20 protein-coding genes and 3 pseudogenes are annotated in these 24,510 nt (G+C 61.0%); 1 reads left to right on the top strand and 22 read right to left on the bottom strand.

All coding sequences use genetic code 11. From position 1 onward, the window contains the following. Window positions 1-47 precede the first annotated feature (47 nt). Both EXW71_RS10940 and tnpB read right to left on the bottom strand, forming a co-directional pair. A pseudogene (locus tag EXW71_RS10940) lies at window positions 48-527 on the bottom strand (IS66 family transposase); the annotation flags it as partial. An 81-nt stretch (window positions 528-608) separates the two neighbouring features. Beyond that, window positions 609-884: an IS66 family insertion sequence element accessory protein TnpB gene (gene tnpB / locus EXW71_RS10935; RefSeq protein WP_256657115.1), complete on the bottom strand. Its 276-nt coding sequence runs from the start codon at window positions 882-884 to the stop codon at window positions 609-611. A gap of 137 nt (window positions 885-1,021) precedes the next feature. On the opposite strand from tnpB, the pseudogene EXW71_RS10930 reads away from it, so the two are divergent. Then, window positions 1,022-1,327, top strand: a pseudogene (locus tag EXW71_RS10930) (efflux transporter periplasmic adaptor subunit); the annotation flags it as partial. Between the two features lie 35 nt (window positions 1,328-1,362). Here EXW71_RS10930 and EXW71_RS10925 read toward each other — a convergent pair. The 20 genes and pseudogenes from EXW71_RS10925 to EXW71_RS10825 all read right to left on the bottom strand — a co-directional run bounded on the left by EXW71_RS10925 (window position 1,363) and on the right by EXW71_RS10825 (window position 24,250). Then, window positions 1,363-2,265, bottom strand: coding sequence for an HlyD family secretion protein (locus EXW71_RS10925; protein ID WP_134658564.1), 903 nt, complete (start codon window positions 2,263-2,265; stop codon window positions 1,363-1,365). Beyond that, entirely contained in the window at window positions 2,262-3,014 is a 753-nt protein-coding gene (locus tag EXW71_RS10920) for an ABC transporter ATP-binding protein (RefSeq protein ID WP_134658562.1), read from the bottom strand. Before EXW71_RS10920 ends, EXW71_RS10925 begins: the two co-directional genes overlap by 4 nt. Window positions 3,015-3,020: 6 nt before the next feature. Next, a complete protein-coding gene (locus tag EXW71_RS10915; protein WP_134658560.1) occupies window positions 3,021-4,151 on the bottom strand; it encodes an FtsX-like permease family protein in 1,131 nt (376 codons plus the stop codon). Then, on the bottom strand, window positions 4,151-5,497 hold the full coding sequence (locus tag EXW71_RS10910; protein WP_256657116.1) for an efflux transporter outer membrane subunit: 1,347 nt from the start codon (window positions 5,495-5,497) through the stop codon (window positions 4,151-4,153). The genes EXW71_RS10915 and EXW71_RS10910 overlap by 1 nt, the downstream gene beginning before the upstream one ends. A gap of 243 nt (window positions 5,498-5,740) precedes the next feature. Further along, complete coding sequence (locus tag EXW71_RS10905; RefSeq protein WP_134658556.1) at window positions 5,741-6,142, bottom strand: DUF4440 domain-containing protein; 402 nt, start codon at window positions 6,140-6,142, stop codon at window positions 5,741-5,743. Then, window positions 6,139-6,351: pseudogene (locus EXW71_RS29065) on the bottom strand (MFS transporter); the annotation flags it as partial. The pseudogene EXW71_RS29065 and the gene EXW71_RS10905, both read right to left, overlap by 4 nt. 8 nt (window positions 6,352-6,359) lie before the next feature. Beyond that, complete coding sequence (locus tag EXW71_RS10895) at window positions 6,360-7,172, bottom strand: SDR family oxidoreductase (RefSeq protein WP_123714662.1); 813 nt, start codon at window positions 7,170-7,172, stop codon at window positions 6,360-6,362. A 14-nt stretch (window positions 7,173-7,186) separates the two neighbouring features. Next, the gene (locus tag EXW71_RS10890) at window positions 7,187-7,651 is read right to left on the bottom strand and encodes a multidrug transporter (protein WP_134658554.1); all 465 of its coding nucleotides are present in this window, start codon (window positions 7,649-7,651) and stop codon (window positions 7,187-7,189) included. A 196-nt stretch (window positions 7,652-7,847) separates the two neighbouring features. Beyond that, the gene (locus EXW71_RS10885) at window positions 7,848-9,299 is read right to left on the bottom strand and encodes a mannose-1-phosphate guanylyltransferase/mannose-6-phosphate isomerase (protein WP_134658552.1); all 1,452 of its coding nucleotides are present in this window, start codon (window positions 9,297-9,299) and stop codon (window positions 7,848-7,850) included. A gap of 120 nt (window positions 9,300-9,419) precedes the next feature. Beyond that, entirely contained in the window at window positions 9,420-10,076 is a 657-nt protein-coding gene (locus EXW71_RS10880; RefSeq protein WP_134658550.1) for an alginate O-acetyltransferase AlgF, read from the bottom strand. A 16-nt stretch (window positions 10,077-10,092) separates the two neighbouring features. Continuing rightward, window positions 10,093-11,277: an alginate O-acetyltransferase gene (locus EXW71_RS10875; RefSeq protein ID WP_134658548.1), complete on the bottom strand. Its 1,185-nt coding sequence runs from the start codon at window positions 11,275-11,277 to the stop codon at window positions 10,093-10,095. Window positions 11,278-11,288: 11 nt separating this feature from the next. Further along, window positions 11,289-12,821 (bottom strand): MBOAT family protein, encoded by a 1,533-nt coding sequence (locus EXW71_RS10870; RefSeq protein WP_134658546.1) that lies wholly within the window; start codon window positions 12,819-12,821, stop codon window positions 11,289-11,291. A gap of 155 nt (window positions 12,822-12,976) precedes the next feature. Further along, window positions 12,977-14,086, bottom strand: a complete 1,110-nt coding sequence (locus EXW71_RS10865; RefSeq protein WP_134658544.1) for a mannuronate-specific alginate lyase — start codon at window positions 14,084-14,086, stop codon at window positions 12,977-12,979. Window positions 14,087-14,094: 8 nt separating this feature from the next. Then, window positions 14,095-15,543, bottom strand: a complete 1,449-nt coding sequence (locus EXW71_RS10860; protein WP_134658934.1) for an alginate O-acetyltransferase — start codon at window positions 15,541-15,543, stop codon at window positions 14,095-14,097. Window positions 15,544-15,554: 11 nt separating this feature from the next. Then, the gene (gene algG / locus EXW71_RS10855) at window positions 15,555-17,123 is read right to left on the bottom strand and encodes a mannuronan 5-epimerase AlgG (RefSeq protein WP_134658542.1); all 1,569 of its coding nucleotides are present in this window, start codon (window positions 17,121-17,123) and stop codon (window positions 15,555-15,557) included. Beyond that, window positions 17,123-18,610: an alginate export family protein gene (locus EXW71_RS10850; RefSeq protein WP_123714668.1), complete on the bottom strand. Its 1,488-nt coding sequence runs from the start codon at window positions 18,608-18,610 to the stop codon at window positions 17,123-17,125. The genes algG and EXW71_RS10850 overlap by 1 nt, the downstream gene beginning before the upstream one ends. Then, a complete protein-coding gene (gene algK, locus EXW71_RS10845) occupies window positions 18,607-20,148 on the bottom strand; it encodes an alginate biosynthesis TPR repeat lipoprotein AlgK (RefSeq protein WP_256657117.1) in 1,542 nt (513 codons plus the stop codon). The genes EXW71_RS10850 and algK overlap by 4 nt, the downstream gene beginning before the upstream one ends. An 8-nt stretch (window positions 20,149-20,156) precedes the next feature. After that, window positions 20,157-21,323, bottom strand: a complete 1,167-nt coding sequence (locus tag EXW71_RS10840) for an alginate biosynthesis protein Alg44 (protein ID WP_134658538.1) — start codon at window positions 21,321-21,323, stop codon at window positions 20,157-20,159. A 37-nt stretch (window positions 21,324-21,360) separates the two neighbouring features. Next, complete coding sequence (alg8, locus tag EXW71_RS10830) at window positions 21,361-22,830, bottom strand: mannuronan synthase (RefSeq protein WP_123714670.1); 1,470 nt, start codon at window positions 22,828-22,830, stop codon at window positions 21,361-21,363. 103 nt (window positions 22,831-22,933) lie between these two features. Next, window positions 22,934-24,250: a nucleotide sugar dehydrogenase gene (locus EXW71_RS10825; RefSeq protein ID WP_123714671.1), complete on the bottom strand. Its 1,317-nt coding sequence runs from the start codon at window positions 24,248-24,250 to the stop codon at window positions 22,934-22,936. Window positions 24,251-24,510: the final 260 nt, after the last annotated feature.

The raw sequence follows: 24,510 nt of genomic DNA, 5'->3' as shown, positions 1-24,510 counted from the left end.
CATAAACCCCACCGACTTCAATATGGGTGGTGCGCTCAGCTACCATTTTCGAAATGGTGAAACGGCAGTCCATCGACGTACTTGGTGGTCAGCAGCATCGCCAGAACACTGGGGCTGGCCATGCTTTTTTCAATCAGTTGAGTCGGCTTGTCAGCACTGACCGGCGTGGATCTGCATCGGCACGATTTCAAGCTGCTCGCTGACTTCCTCGCCAATAGTGTGTTTGTGGCAGTCGCAGATGCACGTCAGTTCATGTTCGGGAAATTCGTGGATGATCTCAATGCGAGGCAGATCGGCGGGCAGTGGCTTTCGTTTGCCTCGGCGCCTGGTCGGGGCAGCGAGCTCTTCATCAGAGGCTTCTCCACAGGCTCGACGACGCTTTCTTCTTCATTGACGAGGGCTAGTTGCGGTGCTGGTGCATCAGCTGTTTGCTCGGAATTACGTCCGAACAGACGCTGAAGCAGGAGGGCATTCTGTTCTTCTAGCCGAACAATCTTTCCCTTATCCAACTGACGACCGTCGAGCAGCTACCCAAGTATTTGCTTGAGCAGAACGGGATCGTCTGGAAGATTTTCGGGCAAGGAATTCATGCCCTGGATTATCCCGAATCAGGCTACTAATCGCGGCGTCAAAACTTGATGAGGACGGTTGCGCCAGAGGTCAAAGCCATCGAGCATCCAGTTGAGTTCCTGGACGGTCAGAACGATCGCCTCGTCGGTGACGTCAGGCGATGTTTTGAATCGTTCGGACTCGAGGAGCTTGAGCCAAAGGCAGAAGCTGTTGCGCTCCCAATACAGAATCTTCACTCGGTTTCGAGGCTTGTTGAGGAGGACGAAAAGCACGGGGCCAAATACTGCGACTTTAATATCTAGCTCAACCAGCACAGCCAAGCCTCCGATGGATTTTCGGAAGTCGGCCGGCTTGGGGTACTTTTGGCTTTGGCATCGGGTCTCATCATGGCGAGCTGGTTCCTGAGAGAATCGGAGCACAGCATCCGGGATCCGCTAAGCGTTTTGAATGTGGGGTTTATGGAGCGCTTACCTTTGAAGAAACCAAGCTGCCCCACGTCAAAGTCGGTGACAAAGCCGATATGCAATTGATGAGTGGCGAGACGCTCAAGGGCCACGTGGAAAGCATCTCGCGGGGTATCTATGACCGTGACAACCCCGAAAGTCGCGAGTTGATTGCCGATGTGAACCCGACCTTCAACTGGGTACGATTGGCCCAGCGGGTGCCGGAGCGCATTCATATCGATGAGGTGCCCCAAGGCGTGCTGCTGGCGGCAGGCATCACCTGCACGGTGATCGTCAACCCGACGACCCGTTGAGCAGGCCGCGTTGCACGGCCTGCCCAGGCACACGCCTACGGGCCGAACCGCACCAGCATGCGTTGACCGACCCGCAGTGACGCCGGCGGGGGCTGGTCGAACGCCAGGATACATTCGACCGTACGCATGTTGGCCCGCACCTGGGCGTCGTCTTCAAGGGTGCTGTTGCCCAGTACCGCACTGATGCGCACCACATGGGCAGACAGCGGTGCCGAACCATTGCCGCCGTCATCCGTCACTTCGGCCTTCATTCCTGGAGTGACCACGCCGGCGAATGATTCATTCAGCTCGGCACGTACGATACGCGGCTGGTTCGGTAGCAATACGAAGGCCGCACCGGACTGCGCGGAGACCGCCGCGCCGGGCTGGATCAGGCGACGGACCACTTCGGCATCGATGGGCGCGCGAAGGCTGCGCCGGGTCAGTTCGTAGCGTGCGGCGTTGAGCTTTCTCGTCGCGATGTCGGCTTGCACCTTATTGGTTTCGCTCTCGTCACGTAGCCGCTCGACCGCTTCGTGGGCCTCATCGGCACTTTGTTGGTCGCCGGCGCCTGCTCCGGCGGCCAATGTCAGGCGCTTGGCCTTCTGTTCGGCGAACTTGAGCTGCCTGGCCAGTTGTTTGGCTTGCACCTGCACCTGTTGTTGCCCGGTCAGTGCAGCACCCACCGCCAGTTGTTGCAGCTCGCTGTCCAGGGTAGCGAGCAGTTGGCCTTTTTTGACCTGCTCGCCTTCTTTTACCTTGATCTCATTAACCACCGCGTCGGAAGTGAAGCCGAGCTTGAGCAGGCCGCCTTCCACGTCAATGCGGCCACGGGCGACCGCCAGGTAGCTGGGGGCCGATGCGGCGGGGTTTGCCGGTTGATCTTCACGGGAGCAACCTGCGAGCAACAACAGTGCGCTACTCAGAACCAGCCATGGGCGAAGCGAACGCGAGTTCATACGGAATGTTCCTGGGCACCGGCCAGTCCGGCGGGTGGGAAGGGTTGGAAGTGATCGTTCAGGATGCGGCCGTCTTCCATGCTCAGCACGCGGTCGGAGCTGTTGATCAGACGCGGGTCGTGACTGACACACAGCACCGTGGTCCCGTGTGTGCGTGCGATCCTGTGCAAAATGTCGATCACGATATGGCCGTTGGCGGCGTCGAGCGCGCTGGTGGGTTCGTCGGCGAACAGCAGTTCGGGCTCTTTGGCCACGGCACGGGCGATGGCGACACGTTGCTTTTCGCCACCGGACAATTCGGCCGGGCGCAGCTTCATGCGCGCACCGAGCCCGACTTCTTCCAGGGCCGTGATGGCGCGCTGGCGTACTTCTTGGTGGGGCAGGCCCAGGTAGCTCAACGGCAGTTCGACCTGTTGCAGTGCGGTCAGGGCCGGGAACAGGTTGAAACCCTGGAACACAAAGCCGGTGTGCTTGAGGCGAAAACGCTCGAGTGCCTGGTTATCCAGGCTTGCCAGGTCCTGCCCCAATGCGGTGGCGCTGCCCTGGTCGGGGCGTTGCAAACCACTGAGGATCGCCAGCAGCGTACTTTTGCCGCAACCGGACGGGCCTGAGATCAGGGTCAGTTCCCCTGGCCGTATCGCCAGGGAAATATCGTGCAGCACAGGCGTCACGATCCGGCCCGAGGTAAACGACTTGCTGATACCGCGGGCTTGAAGCGTGATGGCGGTTGCCGATGTCGAGAGGCTCATGGGCAGTTATCTCAGAAGGCTTGCCGGGTCGGCGTGGCGTAACGTGCGGATGGCCGCGAGGCCCGACACCAGTGCCAGGATCATGCTCAGCAGCACGCACGCCAGAGCCGCGCTGGGCGAAAGTTGCAACGGCACGTTGTAGTGCGCCGCCATGACAAAGAACAGCCCCGCCAGCACCGAACTGCCGAGCAGCCCCAGCGCCCCGACCCAGAACGCCTGTTCCATCACCACTTTGCGCAGGGCATTGACCCCCACGCCAAGGGCATTCAGGGTTGCGTACTCGCGGATCGAACCGATGATGGCGGCCACCAGCGTCTGGCTGGTGATCACGGCGCCGACCAGAAAGACGATGCCTGCCAGAAACAACACGCCTGCACCGGCGCCCGTGTCGAACATCCAGTACATCTGCGAGCGCTGGGCGAACTGCTGGGCGGTCCAGACTGCGTAGTTGCCGAACCCGGCACCGCCGCCCAGGCGCGCGGCAACGGCTTCGGCCTGGCTCGGGTCGCGCACTTTGGCGACCAGGTACGTCATGCGGTCCGCCGTGGCGGTGGCGTCGAGTTGTTGTGCCGTGGAGAGCGATGCCAGCACGTTGACCCCGCCCAGCGCACGCATGCCGCTGGTGACGCCGACCACATGCACGCGCTGGCCGTTGATGATTGCGCTATCCCCCAGCTTGACGCCCAGGCTGTCCAGGTCGGCGCGGTCCACGATCACGGCGCCGGGCTCATCCAGGCGGGCACGCAACAGGGGGGGCAAGGTCCGTTCAAACATCAGGCCGTGGGGGCCGGCATCAATGCCGCAGACGTAGACCGACACACCACCGGTATCGCGTGCACCGCGCCAATCGGCATCCACCCAGCGGAACGACTCCACCCGCTGGATATCGGCATCCATGCGCAGGCGCATTTCTACATCGGCATTGATCGGCCGCCCGAGGTTGACGCTTTGCGTGCCGGGATAACCGACCCAAAGGTCTGCCGTGGAGCCGGTGATATACACACTGGCACTGCCGAAGATGCCCAGTACCAGGGCCGTCTGGAGCAACTGCAGCAAACCGGCGAAGCCTACCGCGATCATCGCGGGCAGGAAGCGGCGCCACTCATGGACCAGTGTCAGACGGGCAAGAGCCACCATCAGTCAGCATCCTTCAACGTTGTCGCCGGTAAAGGCGCGCCGCCGAGCGCCTTGTAGAGTGCGACGTAGGCGACATCCCGTTGGGTGGTCGCGCTGTCGGCCTGTTGCTGGGCACGCAGCGTTTCCACCTGGGCGCCCGTCAGTTCCAGCGGGCTCATCAAACCCAGGTCGACGCGCTGTTGTGCCGCCTCCAGGCGTGTCCGTTGCGCGGCATAGACCTGTTTCGCCGATTGCTCGCGCAGACGCAGTTGCTCAAGGTCACCCAGCGCGATTTCGGCCTCAGCGACGCCTTGCAGCACCGCCTGCCGATAAGCCAGCACGGCGGCCTGCATCTGATGACTGCTGGCTTTGGCGGCGGCGGCTCGCTGGCCCCAGTCGAACAGCGGGATACTGATCCCCGGCCCGGCCGAGAAAATGCTGTTGCCGCTGGGCGTGCGCTTGCGATTGCTGGCAATGTTCAGCGACCACTGCAACGAGGCGCCCAGGCTCAGGTGCGGGTACATATCGGCTTGGCTCAGCCCCAGTTCACCGGCGGCTATCAATACATTGGCCTCGGCGCCGGCAATCTCCGGACGTGTGCGCAACAGGTCCGCCGGCAGGCCGTTGAGTTGCCATTGGCCAAGCGTGGGCGGGGAGCCGGGTTGCAGCCAGTGTGCGTCGGGTTCCGGTTGCCCCGTCAGTAGCGCCAATTGTTGCGCATGGCTGTTGATCCGTTGCCGTGGCTCGGTCAGCAGCATGTCGGCCTGCGCCAGTTCAGCCTCGGCGCCGGCCACGTCAACCCGGGGGGCCAGGGTGAGCTGCTCACGCACCTGCAACAGTTGCAGCTTTTCACGCTGGGTGTCGCGCAGGGTCATCAGGGCGTGTTCAGCCTGTTGCGCCGAACGCAGTTCGATCCATTGGCGCACCACTTCAGCCACCAACGACACCTGGACGCTGCGCAAGTCGGCTACGACCAGCGCCTGATTGCCCTGGGCGACACGGTCAGCGCTTTGTCCGGCGCCAAAAAGCGGCAGTTCCCACTGCGCGTCAAAGCCGATCAGGAAGTACGACGTGCTGGTGTCAGGGCTTATCGCATCGTACGTCTTGATGCCCAGCGTGGGGAGATAGGGCGATTGCGAATGCTCGCGCAAGACCCGCGCGGCCCGCAGGCGCTCGACGGCGGCGGCCACATCCAGGTTGTTCTGCAGTGCCCGCTCCACCAGCGCATCGAGCTGGGGATCATTGAATGCGCGCCACCACTGGCTCAGGTCGGGTTTGAGTGGCGACCCGGGAGGCGGCGCATTGCGCCAGGCTTCGGGTGGGGTGGGCTTCAATGCGGGCAACGGGTCGACTGAACAGCCGGTCACCGCTATCAACACCAGTGACAATGTGCATAGCGTCCGGCAAGAGCGCGATTGGTTAAAAGGCTTGATAAGGTTCACCCAGAAGGTACCAGGACTGCTTTAGAGGATCGACGCGGACTTCGATCAACGACCAGCCGGATAGGAGCGAGGTGATTGTTGAGTCAAGAATCAGGGCGCAACTTTACGCAATGCGCCCGTTCAAGTTTGTAGCGAAATTGTATTGCTCTGTAATGAATGACCGCAGGGTCACGGCTGGCAGTAAGTCTCGTGCAGGTGGCGCCATAGCAGCGCGCCACCGGCCTGCTTCTCGAACACCACCGTGGCCCGGCGGTCCGTCTGTGTGCCGCTGTCATCGATCTGATGTTCGCGATAAGTGACAGTCGCACCGTTCGCGTGTTGATCGATCCCGACCATCTCGCTCAAGGTGATTTTCAAACCCGGGCGCATGCCGCCCAGGCGTGTGAACAGCGCATTGACCCCGGCGGCATTCACCCTGGCGCCGGTCGCGGGTGCGACCATGCTGAACTCGGGCGAGAAACGCGCGAGCAGGCTCTGTAACGTGCCTTCAGGCGCAACCCCGGCAAACCATTGCTCGATCTGGATATGGGTGTGGATCACTTCGTCGAAAAAAACACTGTAATCATTCATGGCTGTCGCTCGTTGGCAGGATGAAGCAGTGCGCGGACCCTGGAGGTATCCAGGCGTAACACTGCAAAGAAGGGCAGCACGGTCAAGGCTGCGGCTATCGTGAAGGTTGTAGCGAAACAATCCAAGGCCGACAACAGCGCACTGAGTGCGGCGGCGCCGAGGCAGAAGCTGACTTGCCGATTGATATTCCACAGGGCACTGGCATGGCCATGAAGGGCTAGAGGGAACCGGACAGCCCGAAGCGCTTCTTCAACACCTTCTCCAGCAAGCCCTTGGGCAACAACGCAGCCATCAACGGCAACGCCCGGCTGCCATTGCCCGAACGCAACAGGCGCGCAGGTTCTTTTTGTTGCACCGCCTTGAGCACATCCGCCGCGAAAACGTTGGCGGGGGTCGGCTTGTCCTGGGAGGCCTGGCTGCGCGCGCGAATGCCGTCCCGCAACGGCCACCACGGCGATTGTTCGTTGATTAACAGCTCCGCCTGGGCGCCGGCATTTTTGGCAAAGCTTGTGTTGATCGCGCCCGGTTGGACTTCCATCACCCGCACGCCAAATGGCGCCAATTCCATGCGCAGTGCATCGCTCAGGGCATGCACGGCGGCTTTTGATGCGCAGTACGCACCGGCAAACGGTGTCACCAGCACCCCGGAAACGCTGCCGATATTCACCACCAGTCCTTTGCTGCGCCGCAGGGCCGGGAACAGGGCCTGGGTCACGCCGACGATGGAAAATACATTGGTCTCGAATTGGCGTTGCATCGCGTCCGTGCCGCCATCGAGCAGGGGGCCCATAGCGCCATAACCCGCGTTGTTCACCAGCACGTCCAACTCGCCCAGTTGTTCGGCCAGGCGCTGCAAGGCGGCATTGTCGTTGACGTCCAGTTGCACGGCATTGAAGCCGGCAGCGGATAGTCCGGCCACATCGTCCTGGCGGCGGGCACTGGCCCACACGTCGTAGCCTGCGGCTTTGAATGCGTCGGCGAGGGCGCGGCCGATGCCGCTAGAGCAACCGGTGATAAGTACGTTGGGCATGGATCAGTCCTTTGTCAGTCCGAGAAACTGCCTTGCAGGTGCTCGGCGCGAAATTCCAGGGTTTGCGGGCGGTAGCCGGGACGTAGCGGTGGTGTGGGCAGGCAATCTTCCCAGGTCTCACCGGCCTGCAGCTCGCCGGGGCCGCGATAGCGTGGAGCGGCGTAGACGTTGTCGGCCAGATTGACCGTATCGCCGGGTGCATAGGCGGCCACGCGCCAGCGCAACTCCGTCAGGGGGACGTCGTTGGTGTTCTTCAAGGTCAGCTTCAACGGGCGGTCAGCCTGGCAGTCTTGTGGCGCGTAGAGGATACGCAGCTCGAGACGCGCCAGTTGCGAGGCTTCGCGGTTATCCAGCCACACCACCCAGATCGCCACGAAACCCAGGCCGACAGCGGCGGCGAGGGAGACCGGCAGCGCCTTGGCGGGGTAGCGCAGCAGCAGGATCAGCCAAGTGATGATCAGGAGAACGCCGAAGAACATGGAGACCACCTCAAGTAGGGAACGAGCATCCTAACTTAAGCGTAGGTGGGATTGGCCAGCTTGAAACAGGTGTTGCCTGGGTTTGCTGCCGATTTGGCCCTCGCCGTCGACGCAAAGCCCAAAGAAAAAGCCCCCGCCCAACCGGCTGCGGATAGGGGACGCAGTCGGCTGGACGAGGGCTTCTTGTACGACTGTTTTACTGCGCGATAGTTTTCACCGAAACGCCACGTTCAATCGGGGTCGAGCGCCCGTAGATATCTTCGAACCGCTCGATATCGTCTTCACCCAGGTAACTGCCCGATTGCACTTCGATAATTTCCAGCGGGATCTTGCCCGGGTTGCGCAGGCGGTGCACCGAGGCAATCGGGATGTAGGTGGACTGGTTCTCGCAGAGCAGGAACACGTTCTCGTCGCAGGTGACTTCAGCGGTGCCGCTGACCACGATCCAGTGCTCGGCGCGGTGGTGGTGCATTTGCAGCGACAGGCATGCGCCCGGCTTGACCGAGATGTGCTTGACCTGGAAGCGTCCGCCCATGTCCACCGAGTCGTAGGAACCCCACGGACGATAGACTTCACAATGGTTCTGGGTTTCGCTGCGGCCTTGCTCATTCAGCGTGTTGACCATCTGCTTGACGCCCTGGACCTTGTCCTTGTGGGCAATCATCATCGCGTCCTTGGTTTCCACCACCACGATGTTGTCCAGGCCGATCACCGACACCAGCTTGCCGTTGCCATGCACCATGCAGTTGCGGCTGTCCTGGATCACCACGTCGCCTTTGCTCACGTTGCCGTTGGCGTCCTTATCGTTGACCGCCCACAGCGAGGCCCAGCAACCCACGTCGCTCCAACCGGCGCTCAACGGCACTACGCAGGCGCGCTGGGTTTTTTCCATCACAGCGTAGTCGATGGAGTTGTCCGGGCAGCAGGCGAAGGTGGCTTCGTCGAACGTCACGGTGTCGGCATCCTGTGCACTGCGTTCCAGGGTCAGCACGCAAGTGTCGTAGATGTCCGGATCGTGCTTTTTCAGCTCTTCGAGGAAGCGGCTGGCGCGGAACAGGAACATGCCGCTGTTCCAGAAGTAACCGCCGTTTTTGACAAACTCCACGGCACGTTTTTCATCGGGTTTTTCCACGAACTGTTGCACGCGGCTTACGCCTTCGGGCAGCAGTGAGTCGTTGGTGGACTTGATATAGCCGTAGCCGGTTTCCGGACGGGTCGCCGGTACACCGAACAGCACCATCTCGCCACGCTCGGCGGCCACGGTGGCCAGGGCCAGGGCGCGTTGCAGGGCTTTCTGGTCATCGATCACGTGGTCGGCCGGCAGCACCAGCATTAATTCGTCGCGGCCTTCATTGACCAGCATCATCGCGGTGAGGGCCACGGCCGGCGCGGTGTTGCGGCCGAACGGTTCCATCAGGATGCGCTGGCATTCGAGCTTACGCGCGGCCAGTTGCTCGTTGACGATGAAACGGTGGTCCTTGTTGCAGACCACGATCGGGGAGTCCATGCCTTCGAACACCAGGCGTTCCAGGGTTTGCTGGAACAGCGTGTGCTCGCCGGTCAGGGCCAGGAATTGTTTAGGGAACTGTTTACGGGAAAGCGGCCAAAGACGTGAGCCGCTACCACCGGAAAGGATTACTGGGATCATGCTGTTTCTCCTTGAATCGATATGGGTCAGAGCTACGAAGGTTTGTCGTTTCACTCTTGTTTTTGTCTCGGTCCGAACTGACCACTCGCTCCTACAGTGGGTAGTCAGTCCGGAAAATAGTTAGCGGGTCGACACGGGGCGTTTTACCCACACTGGCGACAGGCTCGAACCGGAACCGGTGACGTACAGCACCGCGGCCTCACCCCGCTCCAGCGCGACCGGCTTCACGTCGCCGACTTTCTTGTCGCCGTCATACAGCGCCAGGCTGACTTTCACCGGGTTGATCTCGCGCTCGCCACGGCCTTTGGCGGCCACCGACTGGACGACGTCCGTCTTGCCGTCGGCGGTTTTCAGGGTCAGGGCCTTGTCGCTGAGGTTCTGCACGCGTACCAGGGATTTCTGCTTGTTCTTGAACGGTGGTTCTTCGATCAACTGTGGCTGGCCGCTGCCGCTGTTGACCAGGGTGTAGTAGTGGTCCGGGGCGAGTTTGACCGGCACGGTCTGGCTGCCGATCTTGGCGCTGTAGTCACCCCCTGGCATGAAGCTGAAGTCACTGCTGGCCAGTGGCGCTACGTCGCTCAGGTTGGTGGCGCCGACGGTGGCGCTGACTTCCTGGTTGGAAGCGTTGTAGACCCGTACGAAGCTTGAACCTTTTGGCGCGGTCGGGCCGTAGAGCGCGGCGTCGCCACCGGCGAAGGCCGACATCGATACGAAGCTCAAGCCGGCCGCGATAGCCAGGGTTTTAGCGAGACGACGAGGAGTTGTAGTGAAAGTCATGTGAGTTACCTCTCTTTCAGTTTTGCGCCCGGTCGGGCGTCTCGGATTTTTGGTTTTTAACTGGGGTGTTCAGTGCCATGTTCTGTTGGCGCGAACCGGCTTGTTTAAGCTGCGCAACCCACGAGGGGTCGGCGTCACCGATTTCGTTGTTCACGGGCAGATAACGTTCAGGAAACTCCCAGATCAGCACTTGTGGCGGGCTGTTCTTGAAGTCATCGCTTTTCAGGTAGCTGAGCATCGGCAGGATCGGGCCGTGGCCGTCTTCGGCGTAGTTGATGACGTCGCTGTGCAAGGCTTGCTTGAGTGCACCGACGAAGTTCCAGTTGGGGTTGGCGCTGTAGCTGGTGCCAACCAGGGCCACCGGGTGTTCGCTGTCGCTGAACAACGCATCGTCACCTTTAGTTTCAGCCAGATGAGTGACGCGTTTTTGCAGCGGCTCTTTGGGCGGCATCAGGTTTTCGAACAGCGGATCCAGGGGCAGGAACAGGCGCAGGTCGCCTTTATGCGGCTCGGTTTTTTCGGCCTCGGTGACAAAGCGCTGCGGCTCGCCGCTCAAGGGCGTCTTGTCGGCAATCACCTTGGCAATTTGCTTGGCGGCGATTTCGGCACCGTCCGGTGTCCAGTGGGTGTCGGTGCGCAGGAACACCTGCTTGCCGCCGAGCTTGGCCTGTTGCAGCGGGCCAAGCAGGTCGGGAGCGATGATCTTGTCGGCTGCCACACGGGCGTGGAAGTCCTGGTACAGGTTGGCGTGGATGCTCGCCGGTTTCACCTCACCCAGGTGTTCCGGGTACAGGCGCACCTTGGCCGGCACGATCGCCATGACCAGTTGAATGCCTTGGGCCTTGAGCTTCTGGCGTACGCCTTCGACCAGTGCGTAATTGTCTTGCAGGTTCTGGTCTTCGTTGGCGGTAGGGTTGAACTCCTCGTCGCTGTACAACCAGTGATCGCGGCCGAGCACCACGCCCTTGCGGCCTTCATTGAACAGTTTGTAGTCCAGCGCCGCCCAGAGGTTGGTGCCCAGGCGCTTGATCGGGAACTCTTCGTCGTAGTGGGTCTCGACGGCCTTGGTCCAGCGACCGTTGAGTACGGTCGCGTCGGCATTGGTGCTGAAGCCGAAGAAGCTGCGCAGCGACCAGGCGCCCAGGGCCAGCAGCAGCGCCAGGAACAGGCCGATATAGAGGATGCGGAATGAACGGGTCATGGTCGGCTCCCTCAGAATTGGAAGTAAAGGAACGGCGAGAAACTCTGCGCCGACAGTTTGAGAATCGACGCCACGAACAGCAGCAGCACCGCAGCGCGCATGGCGTAGCGTGGCCAGTCAGCGGTCCAGTAGGCCGGTTGCACGGCGGCATCCCGGCCAACGGTGAAGCCTGGCTCATGGATACTGCCTGGGTTGTCGCCCGGTACCGCCTTGATCAGGCTCGGGTCGGCCGGCTTGGCTTTCTCGGCGGGGCGGTTGCTGTAGAAGTCACGCAGGCCGAAGAACGCCAGGGTTGCGTACGCCACCACCAGGGTCGCCACTTGCAGGCCGGTGAGGCTGGCGCGGTTAAGTTCCGACAGCGACCATTCGTTGAAGCTGAACATCGCGCCGTACATACGGCCGGCGACGTGCAGGTTTTCGGCGCGAAAGATCACCCAGCCCATCACCACCAGCAGGAAGGTCAACGCCCAGCGCACGGGGTTGAAGCTGCGCGGGGAAGTGTTGAGGCCGATGGCTTTTTCAATCGCCAGCCACATGCCATGCCACGCACCCCACACGATGTAGGTGATGTTCGCGCCGTGCCAAAGGCCACCGAGCAGCATGGTCAGGAACAGGTTGCGATAGGTGGTCAGCGTGCCTTTGCGGTTACCGCCCAGGGTGATGTACAGGTAATCACGCAGCCAGGTGGACAGGCTGATGTGCCAGCGCCGCCAGAATTCGGTGATCGACTGGCTGATGTAAGGCTGCTTGAAGTTTTCCATGAAGCGAAAACCCATCATCAAGCCCAGGCCGATGGCCATGTCGCTGTAGCCGGAGAAGTCGAAGTACAGCTGCGCGGTGTAGGCCAGCGCACCGAGCCAGGCGTCGCCCGTGGTGGGGTTTTGCAGGGCGAAGCAATGGTCGGCCACCACCGCGAGGGTGTCGGCAATAAACACCTTCTTGATGAAACCCTGCATGAACCGCGTGCAGCCCTCGGAGAATTTATCGAGGGTGTGGGTGCGATTGTTGAACTGGTCGGCCAGGTCGCGAAAGCGCAGCACCGGGCCGGCGATCAGGTGCGGGAAGATCGCCACGAACGCCGCGAAGTCGATGAGGTTACGGGTGGCCGGTGTGTCGCCGCGGTACACGTCGATGATGTAGCTGATGGACTCGAAGATGTAGAACGAGATCCCGATCGGCAACAGCACGTGGGTGAGGATGAACGGCTCCAGCCCCATCGACTTCATCATCACATTGATGCTGTCGACGCCGAAGTTGGCGTATTTGAAGTAGCCGAGGATGCACAGGTCGACCGCCACGCCGAGCAGCAGCCAGCGTTGAGCCGGCTTGGTGCGCACGCCGGCTGCACCGACCTTGAGGCCGATCCAGTAGTTCCACAGCGTCACGGCGGCGAACAGCGCCAGGAAGTCCACTCGCCACCAGGCGTAGAACACATAGCTGGCAATCAGCAGCAGCAGGTTGCGATAGCGTTGCCCGCTCAAATAGTACAAGCCGAGAAAGATCGGCAAGAACAGGAACAGGAACACATTGGACGAGAAAACCATCCCGATCTCTCCATGTTTAACCAACAGTCAAGGGCCAACGGCCCCCCCAAACCCCCCCACGAATTCGGGGAGGCGGTACTACATTCCTACTGATGAAACCGGCTTGAAAATGTGGGTGGGGGCTTGCCCCACGCACATTTTTTTACCGGGTTCGCTCAGGAACCTTTTTTGCCTTTTTCATGCGTCGGGTCGTAGACCTTGGTCAGGTCGCCGCCCAGGCGGAACGTCTTGAACGGCTGCATCCCGTGCTTGCGCTCGATCACATCCGGGGCGCAGGTGTAGAGGGTGCAGAAAGGTTCGAGCCAGGCGAATTTCATGTCCTGTTTCAAGTCCTTCATGTCCTGTTCTTTGCCGTTCTTCTGCTCGAAGATGCTCGGGTCTTTCACCCCGGCCAGCACCTTTTCGCCCAGGCGCTTGAGCGCACCATGGTTTTCCTCGCGCAGATCTACGCCGTTGACCAACGCAAAACTGGCGATCATCGACAGCGGCGGCAGCGCGTAGTTGTGGTAGGACAATGCGCGTTGCTGACGCTTGAGTTCATTCGGCAGGAAGCCTTGGTCGTCGACCTGGTTCACGCCGACCTTGTATTCCTTCACCGCCCAATCAAACAGGTCGCGACGGTTGGTGGCGATGGACGTGGCCATCACCGACCAGGCGGCCCAGTAGGAGTGGTTGTTGGTTTTTTCCAGCGGCAGGTTGTCCCAGTCGCTGACGACTTGATCGGCCAGCTTGTTGAACCAGGCCTCGATCAACTGCGATTCCTGCTGATGGTTGGCCAGCGGGTGGGAGTCGGAGAACTTCAGGCGCACATAGGCCGAGGCCATGCTGCCCAACGCCCATTTGCGCATGGATTTGCCGGTGTGGTTGAAGTCCTTGGACATCAATGCGTCAGCCTTGGCCCACGACACCAGCCAGTTCAACGTGCACTCGAGCTGCTCCGGGCGGCCGTCGTGCATGAACTGCATCACCCGCTTGCTGGTGTCTTTTTCCAGCTTGGTGATATCGGCGGTGCTGTCGCGAAAGGCCTGCTCGGACTTCATGTTCAGCGTGGCGCGAGCCTTGTCCGACCCTTCGTACTTGCTGCGAAATTGCAGAGGCCCGGTGTAGGGCGTCGGCATGGTGTCGCAGTTTTCCTTGAAGTCGCCGGTCTTGAACGCTTCGATCGGTGCGAAGTAGCCCTGGGGTGGCCGCAGCGGGGCGGCGGCGTTGACTGAACCTGCGAAGATCGCCAGGCCGAGCAACGATGGAATCCATAGTTTTTGCATAAGTCACCTCACTTCCCGAGTTGGGCGGTCTGCTGACCACCGCTTGGGAATACGTTGCGTGTGCAAATTTTCGCTTCGACCTTTTGCGCGGCAGCGCCCGCTTCGGGACCCTGCACTTCCACAGCCAGCAAGTTCTGCGAGGCCCAGTCTTCATCGGTGCGCAGTTCAAAGGCGAAACGCCCATCTGTATCGGATGTTTCGGGTTTCTCGATCTTGATGTCCTCATGGCGCCCGTTCATGTACCAGAGGGTGGCTTGCAAGGTTTTCACCGACGGATCGGCGAAGCGGATATCCACTTGATGACTGCTGTTACGCAGGTCTTTGTTCGAGCTGTTGACCAGCAGTTCGTTCTTGCCCGGTTTGAGCGTGGTGCTGGCGCTCATCTGCGCGGGCTTGCCTTCACAGCCGTTGTCGAGCAGCGCCATCATCTGGCGGTAGATGGTTTCCTGGTCCAGGCGATACAGCGGCGAGAACTCCCAGATCAGAATCTTCGGCGGGCTCTTCTGGAACTCATCGCTGCCCAGGTACTGGATCATCGAACCTTCCAGGCCACCGCCAGGGAAGGCGACGTTAAGGATGTCGGCACCGATTTCCTCTTCCAGGAAGCCGGCGAAGTTGTAGTTCTTGCCGCTGTGGCTGGTGCCCACCAGGGTGATCTGCGGGTTGCCCGAATCACCGAACAGGTCGCCGTCGCCCGCTTCGCCCTTGGGCTCGGTGGTGAACTGGTCCATGTACTGGATCGCGTAGCTGGTGCCGCACAGTTGCCCGGCCATATTGTGCAGGGTGCCGGTCTTGCCCATGCGCCCGGAGCGTTTGGTTTCGAATTCACGCTTGGGAATATCCGCGAACTCAGGCATCGCACGTACTTTGGCACCGACGATTTTCGCGGTGCGCTGGGCGCCGTAGGGCGTCCAGTGCTGGTCGCCACGGAAGTAAAAGTCGTGGGCCGGCAATTCATCGGGCAGTTGCTCATTGGTCAACGGTGACAGGTCCGGCACCACAAAGCCCATCTTGGCGAAACGGCCGAGCATGGTCTTGTAGTTGGCCAGCGCCTTGTCGAAATCGAACTTGGCTTTTTCCTCAGGGTTGAGCTTGTTGCGGTTCACCAGGCCGCGGGTCGGCTGGTAGACCACCACCAGTTCCACGCCCTTGGCCTTGAAGGCATCGTGCAGTTGCTGCATGCGTTTGTAGCCGGCGGGGCTGGTGTCGAATTCAGTGCGCAAATCTTCCTGGGTACGGAACAGCCAGTCGCCCTGGGCCTGCACCAGGGTGGTGAAATTCTGCTGGTAACGCGTGGTGTAGTTTTTCGCGTCGTGGGCGGCCGGGCACAGGCTGCAGCACGGTTCGGCGGTGAAGGTCGGGGCTTTCACTTCATCGGCGCGTACGCCCTGGCTGGCCGCGAGCAGGCCGAGGGTCAGACCCGATAGGCTCAGCAGTTTGATCATGTGTGGGTGCATAAGGGTCATCCTCAATCCTGCATTTCGGTCTGGCGTTCGACAGGGTCGATCAGCACGGCTTTCTGCTGGCGTACCAGCAGGTCGAGAATCTCTTCCTGGCGATCCCCTAGGACGCCGGAGAAGCTGATGCCGCTGGATTTGGTCGGTGCCAGCATCGACACGCGGTACAGCTCGATACTCAATGGCGAGTCGATGGACAGTGGCCCGCTGCCGTTACCCGCCAGCTCACCGCCGACCACGATCAGCGACACCTTGGCGTCGAACGGGTCGAGCGCGATGTCGCGGTCGGTGTCGGTCAGGTCCTTGATGTGGCCGTACACGCCGGTCAGGCCGTTGGCCATGGCCGTGTTCTCGTACAGCTTGATGTTCACGCTGTTGCGCACGCGAATGCCGTGGCGACGGTTGCTGATCACCTTGTTGCCCCACAGCAGGTTGTCGCCGCTCTCATAGAGGGTGATGCCGTCGGTGTGGTTGCGGTAGATCTCGTTGTCGACGATCAGGTTGTTCACGCTGTTACGGTCGATCACCAGGCCCGAGAGCTTGTTGTCGTAGCTGCGGTTGTTGAAGATGAAGCTGTCGTTTACCTCACGGGAAATGATGATGCCGTGCTTCTTCTTGGTGCCGTACACGGTGTTGTCGGCGATGATCAGGCCGTGGGAACGGTCGTGGGGGTCGATGCCGTAGACGATGTTGTCTTTGTAGGTATTGCCCTTGAGCACAAACCCCGTGGTTTCGTAGCAGTAGAAGCCGTACCACATGTCCGAGAACTCGGAGTCGATGATCCAGCCGGTGGGCTCGGGACGCTTGAGCACCTTGGCCATGTTCGGCGTGTACTGGGAAATACTCACCCCATAGGACTTACTGTTGGCGTAGCCGAAGCTGGCCATCTTGCTGTTGGCGACGTAGGTCTCGGTACCGCCCCAGGCCAGCAGGAACGGACGGAATTCCTTGGGTGACTGGAACAGCGCCGGCCCGTTGGTCTTTTCGTTCCAGCCGGTGATTTTGGTATCACGCACGAACAGTTGGCCATCGTTGATCAGGAACGAACCGGCTTGCTGGGAGAGGCGCAGTTCCTGGGTTTTCTTGTCGATTTCCAGGATGCCTTTACGCCCGACCACGATCGGCAGCTTGGCCAGGAACACGCCCGGCGAGGCCTCGCTGAAGTACTGCTTGGGCACTTTGCCGAGCAAGTCCTTGAGGTTCATGTAACCGTCATCGACGAAGATCGCCTGGGGAATGCCATGCTGGCGCACCACCCATTCGGCCATCTTGTTGTCACCGCCGATAAAGTCCTTGAGCGCATCTTCCTGCATCATGCGGCGAATGCTGATTTTGCCCGGCTTGGTTCTTACGATCTTTTTTTCCATCGCCGCGGCGGTGTAGCCCGACAGGTCAGGCAGGGCCGGCTTGGCCATTTCCAGCGGCGCCGTCGGCGGGCTGGAAATGGTGTAGGTCTTGGCCTGTTGCAGCCCTTTGGCGATGGTCGGCGCCTTGGCCGCCTGATCGGCAGAGGCCGTGGCACTGGCCAGCAGCATTGCCGCGACGAGTAGGCTTTGAGCGTTCATTGCACAGGCTCCCATCAGAATCGCCAGATCACGTCGACAAAGGCGCGGTGCATGTACGAGTCGACCTGGCTGCCATAGGCATCGCCCGGTTTGAACACGCCTGCGCGAAAGCGCACCAGGGCCGAGGGTTCGTCGATCGACTGGCTCAGCGCGGCCGGCAGCAGACCCTTCTTGAAGTACTTGGTGACCACCAGGTCCATCTCTTGGCCCAGGTCTTTCTTGCCGTCTTCAAGGGGCAGGGAAGTGCTGGACAGGATCGCGCCGGTCACGTCGTCGGTATTGTTCTGCACGGCGTCGATACCGTTGCTGCCCACCGGCTTGTTGCCGTCCACACGCCAGAACTTGTGGTAGACCAGACTGGCGTCATAGTCCTCGCGCAGTTGCCAGGAACCGAACAGGCTCATCGACTGCATGTTGTTCATCTCGCCACGGAACGCCTCGCCGAAGCGGTGCACGCGGGACTGAGTGCCGGTCCAGTTCGAGCGGTTGCTCTGCAGGCCGTTCTGCTCGTATTCGGCGCTGGCGCGGGAGTAGGCCGCACCGACTTGCCATTGCGGATCGAGGCGCAAGCGCACGCCGATATCGGTGGCCCAGCCATTCACGTCATCACTGCGCTTGGCGTTGCTCGGGCGGGTGCCATCGGCGTTCAACGCGTTGACCGTGTCGCGGTTGCCCTGCATGCCGGTGATGCTGGCCCAGTAGTTGACGGTGTTGGTGTTGCGCCAGTTATAGGCGTCGCTGTTGGCTTCGATGCCGAGCCAGGTCAGGTCGCCGTTTTCGCGCTTGTCCAATGGGTCGCTGGCGACGCCGGGTTCGGCGTAGTCGAGCTTGCCGTCGTCATGGGTATGGTGGCCGCGCAGGCCGATCCACTGGCCCGGTGTCCACTGGTAGGACGCATCGGCGTAGAAATGCTGGCGGTCCTTGTCCTTGGGCGACAGTTCCTTGAGGTCGGTGCGGTATTCGCTAAAACGCTCGGCGGCGCCGACGTTGGCCTTGAGCAAGGTGGTGTCGAACGTCCAGTTCAGCGCTTCGATATTGGTGTCGCGCCATTGGCCGTCGTCATTGCGCAGGCGTTGGCGACCCAACTTGAGCAGCTCGCCGGGGTAGGGCGTGAAGCCGCTGTAGCCGACCCAGAACTCGCGCAGGGCGAGGTAGTTTTTCTTGGTTTTGCGGTCGTCATTGCTCGACTGCTCGGTGGCGTCATCGGAGGACTGTTGCAGGGTGTCGGTCTCGATGATGTCACTCGATGTCACGGCCTGGCCCATGGCATAGGCGCTCCACGCGCCGCTTTCACCATAGACCCACGGGCGCAGGTCGAGGCCGATGCCGTTGACGTCGCCGCCGGGCTTGGTGCCCAGGTCGCGGTCGTCTTCGGACTGCCCGGTGATTTTCACTTCCAGGCCGAAGTTCTTGGCTTCGGTCAGCGCGGCCAGGGTCGGGCACGACCATAGCAGGGCGAAGGTCAGGCCAATACCGGCCTTGACGAATGGGTTGAGCTTCATAGGGATTCCTCGCCGTCTTCTTCTTGCAGGGCGTGCAGTTGCAGCGTGCTCTGGGCCAGGGTGCCGCGGGTGGCCAGCTCTTGTTGCACCAGGCGTTGGCCTTCGGCGCGCTGCTCTGGCGTCAGCGGGGCTTCGAGCTGCGTGGCCAATTCATTGGCCTCAGGTGTGTCCTGGGCCTTGGCCAATTGACTGAAGACATAGGCGTTCAATGGGTTGGGCTTGGTGCCCTTGCCTTGGGAAAACAACTGGGCGATGGCGAAATCGGCGCTGTTCTGGCCGTTGCGCGCAGCGGTCAGCAAGTGGTCCAGGGCTTTTTGCGAGTAGACCTTGCCCAGGTAGCCACGGCGGTAGATCTGGCCGAGGTAGTAATCGGCGGCCACTTCCTTGCCCACGGCTTTTTCGAAATGGGCTTCGGCGGCTTTTGCGTCGGCCGGTACCCACTTGCCTTCGTAGTAGAGCTTGCCCAGCAACAGCTCGGCACGCGGCTGGTCGGCGGCGCGGCCGTTGTCCAGGTACTTCATCATCTGATCGACGTCGCCCAGTTCGGGGAAGTCGTAGAGCAACTGTGCCAGGCTGACCCAGGAAGCGGGGTAGCCGGGGGCGATCTTCTCCAGCAGCGCCTGGGCCGTTTTTTCGTCCGGCGTGCCGAGGCTGGCGTCGCCGAGCACACGGGCGACGCTGTCGACGCGCTGTGCGGTGACAGTGCCACGGCTGTAGCCTGCTTCCATCTGCTTGAGCAACTGCGCCTGTTTTTCCGGCTCGGCTTTTTTCTGGTAGACCGTGGCCAACTCGACGTAGCAGATATCGGTGGTGTTCAGTGCGCTCTTGCAGATGCGTTCTACGTCATCCAAGTGCTGGTCGTAGGTGCCCTGGGTGCGATACAGCAGCACCTGGGCCAGGCCGGCCTCCGGATAACCTGCCGCTTGCCACTGGCTGATCTGCTGCTGGGCGTTCACGTTCGCAAAGCTATGCGGGTATTGCAGGTACAGCATCGCCAGCGGGATCAGGGTGTTGCCTTCACCATTGGCAAAGGCTTTTTTCAGCAGGGCTTCGGCTTCGTGGTGCTCGGCTTCGGTGGCACCGGGCTTGGCCACCAGCAGGCGGCCAAGGCGCGCCTGGGCCCGCGGCGAGGTGTCCGCCGCCGCACGGTAAGTGGCTTCTGCCTGTTTGATCTGCGCCGGATCGCGGGTGCCGACCTGGATATCGGCCAGGCCGACTTGGGCTTCGCTGTAACCGAGGTCGGCCAACTGCTGGTAGTTCTGCTGGGCAGTCACGGTGTCGCCGCGCTTGAGAGCTTCATTGGCCAAGCGCTGGTCGGGCAGACCGGCACAACCGGCCAGGCTGACTGCAAGCGCCAGCAACGCGACTGTACCCAAGTGGGAACTGCTTTTGTGGCGAGGGAGCTTGCTCCCGCTGGGGTGCGCACCGCCCCCAAAAGCGGGCTCCAGCTGCGCTGTCGAACGGGAGCAAGCTCCCTCGCCACAGTAAGCCCGCTCCCTCAGGGATTGCGGTGTTTTCAAATGAGTCGTCACAGGCATGTCCTCGCTTACAGACCGTGGGCCATGGCTTTATCGATCAGCCAGTTCAGCGATGGGCCACGGTCGCTCGACACTTCCACCGGACGACCGGCGTAGGTGCTGTCCAGCGGGGCGTCAGGCTTGATCTGCACACGGATATCGGAAGACAGGTCGGCGCTGTTCAGGCTGGTGCTGCTGACGATGGTGCCGGTGCGTACCTGTTCCTCGTCGGCCACCTGGAAGTTCACCGGGGTGCCTGGGCGGACGTCGGCGAACTGGCGATAGGTGAAGCGTGCTTCCACGTTGGCCTGGCTGCCGCGAGGTACCAGGTGGAAGATCACATCGCCCTTGCTGGCGTACTGGCCGTCGGCGACCAGTTGCTGGGCGACCACGCAATCGCATGGCGACGTCAGGGTGCCGGTCATTTGCTTACCGAACAGTTCTTCAACCTTGGCCGGTTGCAATTGGTCTTCGTCCAGGTGGCCCTTGAGTACGTCGAGCATGCTGGTGCTGAAGGTCGCCAGTGGCGCGCCCTTGGCGGCGACCGCATCACCTTTGAGCAGGCTTTGCACGGTACCGTCGCGGGGCATGGTCACGTTCATGCCGGGTACGCTGACCAGGCCGGCCTGGGCGTGGCTGACGAAGTACATGCCGTACAGCGATTTGAAGATGAAGCCGAATGCCGCCAGGCCGACGATGAAGATCCCGGCGCTGAACGTCACTGCCCGCAGGCGACCGAACGCGGTCATGCCGCTGCCGCTGTCCTTGACCTTGCGCGCCTTGGTGAAGTTATCCCGTTGCAGGGTGGCGAGCACGTCGCCCATGGTCACGATGTCACCGGACAAGTGTGAGGTGATCAGGTGGCGCAGGGTGGAAATGTCTTGCGGCTCCAGGTTCTGGAACTGGCAACCGGTGCGGCCGGTCTGGCGGTCGTAGGAGCGGATCTGCAGCTCCACGTCCATCGCCAGGCCGAGGTTGTCGATGACAAATTGCAGGCGGCCTTTGTGCACTGCGCCGACGGTCAGCGGCTGGGTGGCGGTGAATGCCAGGCCCCCGGCAGACAAGTCGAGCACCCGTGCTTCGGTCGGTGCGTGGTCAGTGTTGAAGAAGCGCAACTTGGCCGGAATCTTGACTCGGGCATGTTGGCGCTGGGCTTCGGATTCGTGGACAACATTGGCGTTTACTGGGCTGTTCATACTGTTCGATTTCCTAGTTAATTCAGGCTTGGCAGGGTCAGACCATCATCAAAAGCACGGCGACAAAAATGCTCCCGGCGGAGAAGGTCATGGTCCGAGACGACCAGGTGTTGAACCAACGTTGAAAGCTGGCCAAATCGCGGGTCAGTTTGGTGTCCTGGCGGGTCCAGGACTGTTGATCAAGGCGGAAGAACACGTAGATCTTCACCAGTGCGCCCATGATCTGGTTGTAATAGAGAATCACCGGGTAGGCCGGGCCGATCTTGTGCCCGGAACACGACAGCAACAGGGTGAGAATCAGGCGAGTGATGCCGATCCACAGCAGGTACGCGAGGATGAACGCGCCGCCGTATTTGAAGGTCGCGATGAAGGCTACGGTCAGGCCGAGCAGCGAGGTCCACATCGACACGCGCTGGTCGAACAGCACGATGCTGGTAAACAGACCCAGGCGGCGTACCCCGAGACCCAGGGCCCGGGAGTTCTGGCGCAGGTTGTTGCCGTACCAGCGGAACATCAGTTTGCGGCTGGCCTTGATGAAGCTCTTTTCCGGCGGGTGTTCCACCGTGTTGATCGCGGCATCCGGCACGTAGAAGGTGTCGTAGCCCAGGCGCATGAGGCTGAACCAGCTGGACTTGTCGTCACCGGTCAAAAACTTGAAACGGCCCAGGCGCCAGTGTTGCAGCGAGTCGCTTTCCACGTCGGCGATAAAGCCCGGGTCGGTCACAACGCTGGCACGGAACACCGACATGCGCCCGGTCATGGTCAGCACGCGCTTGGACAGGGCCATGGAGCACATGTTGATGTGGCGCTGGGCGAACCGCAGCTTGTGCCATTCGCTCATGATGTAGCCACCGCGGACTTCGCAGAACTCGTTGGTGGTCAGGCCGCCGACATTGCCGAACAGTTGGAACCACGGCACGGTCTTGCGCACCACGCCTTCTGCGAGCACGGTGTCGCCGTCGATCACGGCAACCACGGCGCGGTCATCCGGCAGGTGGCGGGAGATGGCGCGGAAACCGAAGGCCAGGCCGTCACGCTTGCCGGTACCGGCGATGCGCACGAAGTCGAGCTTGACGTGAGCGGGCGGGTTCATCTTTTCCCACAGGCTCTTGACCAGCAGCTCATCGGACATCTCCACCAGCGAGCAGACCACGGTGGTGGGGAAGCCACATTCGATGGCTTCGCGGATCACCGAGCTGTAGACCTGCGCGGTCGTCAGTGCATCGATGCGGAAACTGGTGACCATCAGGAACACGTGGGACGGGTCGGCGGCCTTGCCCAGCTTGCGTACTTTGCGCCGCAGGTGCGGGTAGACCACGTACAGGAACAGCATGCCGCGAAAGAAATGCGTAGCACCCATGGAGTAGCGCCAGATACCGACGGCGCCAATCAGGAAAATAAAATTCTTCGACTCGGAGTCGAAGGTGCTGGCTGGCAGAGCCAGAGCTAGAAGCGCTAAAAGCCCCAGAAAGAATAGCCAGCCAGTCGCTTGGTTTAACCGTCGCATATTTGTATCCGTCACGAGGGAGTAGAGCCACAAGCCGCAAGCTACAAGCTGAAAAACATCGCTTCTAACTTGCAGCTTGCCGCTTGAAACTAGCCGCTGCTCCTTACCAGCAAATGCCTTCGGTACGGCCTGTCGCGCAGGTGGCCTTGGACATGAAGCCCACCAGGTCGACCACTTGTTTGCCGTCCGGAGCGTTCTGCGCCAAGGCACGGAATTTCTCGTCACGGTTGCCGAGGATGATCACGTCGGAGTTGTTGATCACGTCGTCGAAGTTCGAGTTGAGCAGGGACGACACGTGCGGGATCTTGCCTTCGATGTAGTCCTTGTTCGCACCGTGTACACGGGCGTACTCGACGTTGCTGTCGTAGATGCTCAGGTCGTAGCCCTTGCCGATCAGCATTTCCGCCAGTTCCACCAATGGGCTTTCACGCAGGTCGTCGGTGCCGGCCTTGAAGCTCAGGCCCAACAGGGCGACTTTGCGTTTGTCGTGGCTGGAAACGATGTCGAAAGCGTTCTGTACCTGCGACTCGTTGCTGCGCATCAGCGAGTTGAGCAGCGGTGCTTCCACGTCGAGGGAACCGGCGCGGTAGGTCAGCGCGCGGACATCCTTGGGCAGGCACGAGCCACCGAAGGCGAAGCCTGGGCGCATGTAGTACTGGGACAGGTTGAGGGTCTTGTCCTGGCACACCACTTCCATCACTTCACGGCCATCGACACCGACGGCCTTGGCAATGTTGCCGATCTCGTTGGCAAAGGTGACTTTGGTGGCGTGCCACACGTTGCAGGTGTACTTGATCATCTCGGCGACGGCGATGTCCTTGCGGATGATCGGTGCGTCGAGCTCTTCGTACAGCGACTGCAGCACGTCGCCGGAAGCTGTGTCGAACTCGCCGATAACGGTCATCGGTGGCTGGTCGTAGTCGGCGATGGCGGTGGATTCACGCAGGAACTCCGGATTGACCGCAACACCGAAGTCGACGCCGGCTTTCTTGCCGGAGCAGTCTTCGAGGATCGGGATCACCACATTGGCGACGGTGCCCGGCAGCACGGTGCTGCGCACCACGATGGTGTGGCGGGTGGTCTTGTCACGCAGGACGAAACCGATTTCGCGGCACACCGATTCGATGTAGTTGAGTTCCAGGTCGCCGTTCTTCTTGCTCGGCGTGCCAACGCAGATCATCGACAGGTCGGTGTCGCGGATGGCTTCGGCAAAGTTGGTGGTGCCGCGCAGGCGACCGTTTGCGATGCCCTGGCTCAACAGTTCGCCCAGACCTGGTTCAACGATTGGCGATTTGCCAGCGTTGATCAGGTCGATCTTTTCCTTGGAGATATCTACACCGACCACTTCGTGGCCACGGGCAGACAGGCAACCGGCACATACTGCGCCAACGTAACCTAGACCAAATATGCTGATGCGCATCGCAATTACCTCTGTATTTAAATCATGCCATTAGATGGCTGGAGTTCATGTTTGCAAGCGTCACAAGTGCCGCGAAAGTTAGGCGAATAGACGCCGACTAGCCGCGTGCAGGCATGTTGAATAACGAGTGACTAATTATTGCACTCAAGTTGTGCGCAACTTGGCCTTGTTATTGGGGCTTGCCCTGAAATGCAGCCAGCCTTCCTGGGAGAAGGGCTTGGCGCCAGTGCCGCAGAGCCTTGATAGAGGCTTTAAGCCTT

The sequence above is a fragment of the Pseudomonas sp. BCA17 genome, from assembly GCF_004519405.1.
Lineage (GTDB): Bacteria > Pseudomonadota > Gammaproteobacteria > Pseudomonadales > Pseudomonadaceae > Aquipseudomonas.
This window is presented reverse-complemented; position numbering and strand designations above follow the sequence as displayed.

Excerpts from the sequence above, each read along its gene's own strand:
- EXW71_RS10925 (WP_134658564.1), bottom strand. The coding sequence starts at position 2,265 with ATGAACTCGCGTTCGCTTCGCCCATGGCTGGTTCTGAGTAGCGCACTG.
- EXW71_RS10920 (WP_134658562.1), bottom strand. The coding sequence starts at position 3,014 with ATGAGCCTCTCGACATCGGCAACCGCCATCACGCTTCAAGCCCGCGGT.
- EXW71_RS10915 (WP_134658560.1), bottom strand. The coding sequence starts at position 4,151 with ATGGTGGCTCTTGCCCGTCTGACACTGGTCCATGAGTGGCGCCGCTTC.
- EXW71_RS10905 (WP_134658556.1), bottom strand. The coding sequence starts at position 6,142 with ATGAATGATTACAGTGTTTTTTTCGACGAAGTGATCCACACCCATATC.
- EXW71_RS10895 (WP_123714662.1), bottom strand. The coding sequence starts at position 7,172 with ATGCCCAACGTACTTATCACCGGTTGCTCTAGCGGCATCGGCCGCGCC.
- EXW71_RS10890 (WP_134658554.1), bottom strand. The coding sequence starts at position 7,651 with ATGTTCTTCGGCGTTCTCCTGATCATCACTTGGCTGATCCTGCTGCTG.
- EXW71_RS10885 (WP_134658552.1), bottom strand. The coding sequence starts at position 9,299 with ATGATCCCAGTAATCCTTTCCGGTGGTAGCGGCTCACGTCTTTGGCCG.
- EXW71_RS10880 (WP_134658550.1), bottom strand. The coding sequence starts at position 10,076 with ATGACTTTCACTACAACTCCTCGTCGTCTCGCTAAAACCCTGGCTATC.
- EXW71_RS10875 (WP_134658548.1), bottom strand. The coding sequence starts at position 11,277 with ATGACCCGTTCATTCCGCATCCTCTATATCGGCCTGTTCCTGGCGCTG.
- EXW71_RS10870 (WP_134658546.1), bottom strand. The coding sequence starts at position 12,821 with ATGGTTTTCTCGTCCAATGTGTTCCTGTTCCTGTTCTTGCCGATCTTT.
- EXW71_RS10865 (WP_134658544.1), bottom strand. The coding sequence starts at position 14,086 with ATGCAAAAACTATGGATTCCATCGTTGCTCGGCCTGGCGATCTTCGCA.
- EXW71_RS10860 (WP_134658934.1), bottom strand. The coding sequence starts at position 15,543 with ATGCACCCACACATGATCAAACTGCTGAGCCTATCGGGTCTGACCCTC.
- algG (WP_134658542.1), bottom strand. The coding sequence starts at position 17,123 with ATGGGAGCCTGTGCAATGAACGCTCAAAGCCTACTCGTCGCGGCAATG.
- EXW71_RS10850 (WP_123714668.1), bottom strand. The coding sequence starts at position 18,610 with ATGAAGCTCAACCCATTCGTCAAGGCCGGTATTGGCCTGACCTTCGCC.
- algK (WP_256657117.1), bottom strand. The coding sequence starts at position 20,148 with ATGCCTGTGACGACTCATTTGAAAACACCGCAATCCCTGAGGGAGCGG.
- EXW71_RS10840 (WP_134658538.1), bottom strand. The coding sequence starts at position 21,323 with ATGAACAGCCCAGTAAACGCCAATGTTGTCCACGAATCCGAAGCCCAG.
- alg8 (WP_123714670.1), bottom strand. The coding sequence starts at position 22,830 with ATGCGACGGTTAAACCAAGCGACTGGCTGGCTATTCTTTCTGGGGCTT.
- EXW71_RS10825 (WP_123714671.1), bottom strand. The coding sequence starts at position 24,250 with ATGCGCATCAGCATATTTGGTCTAGGTTACGTTGGCGCAGTATGTGCC.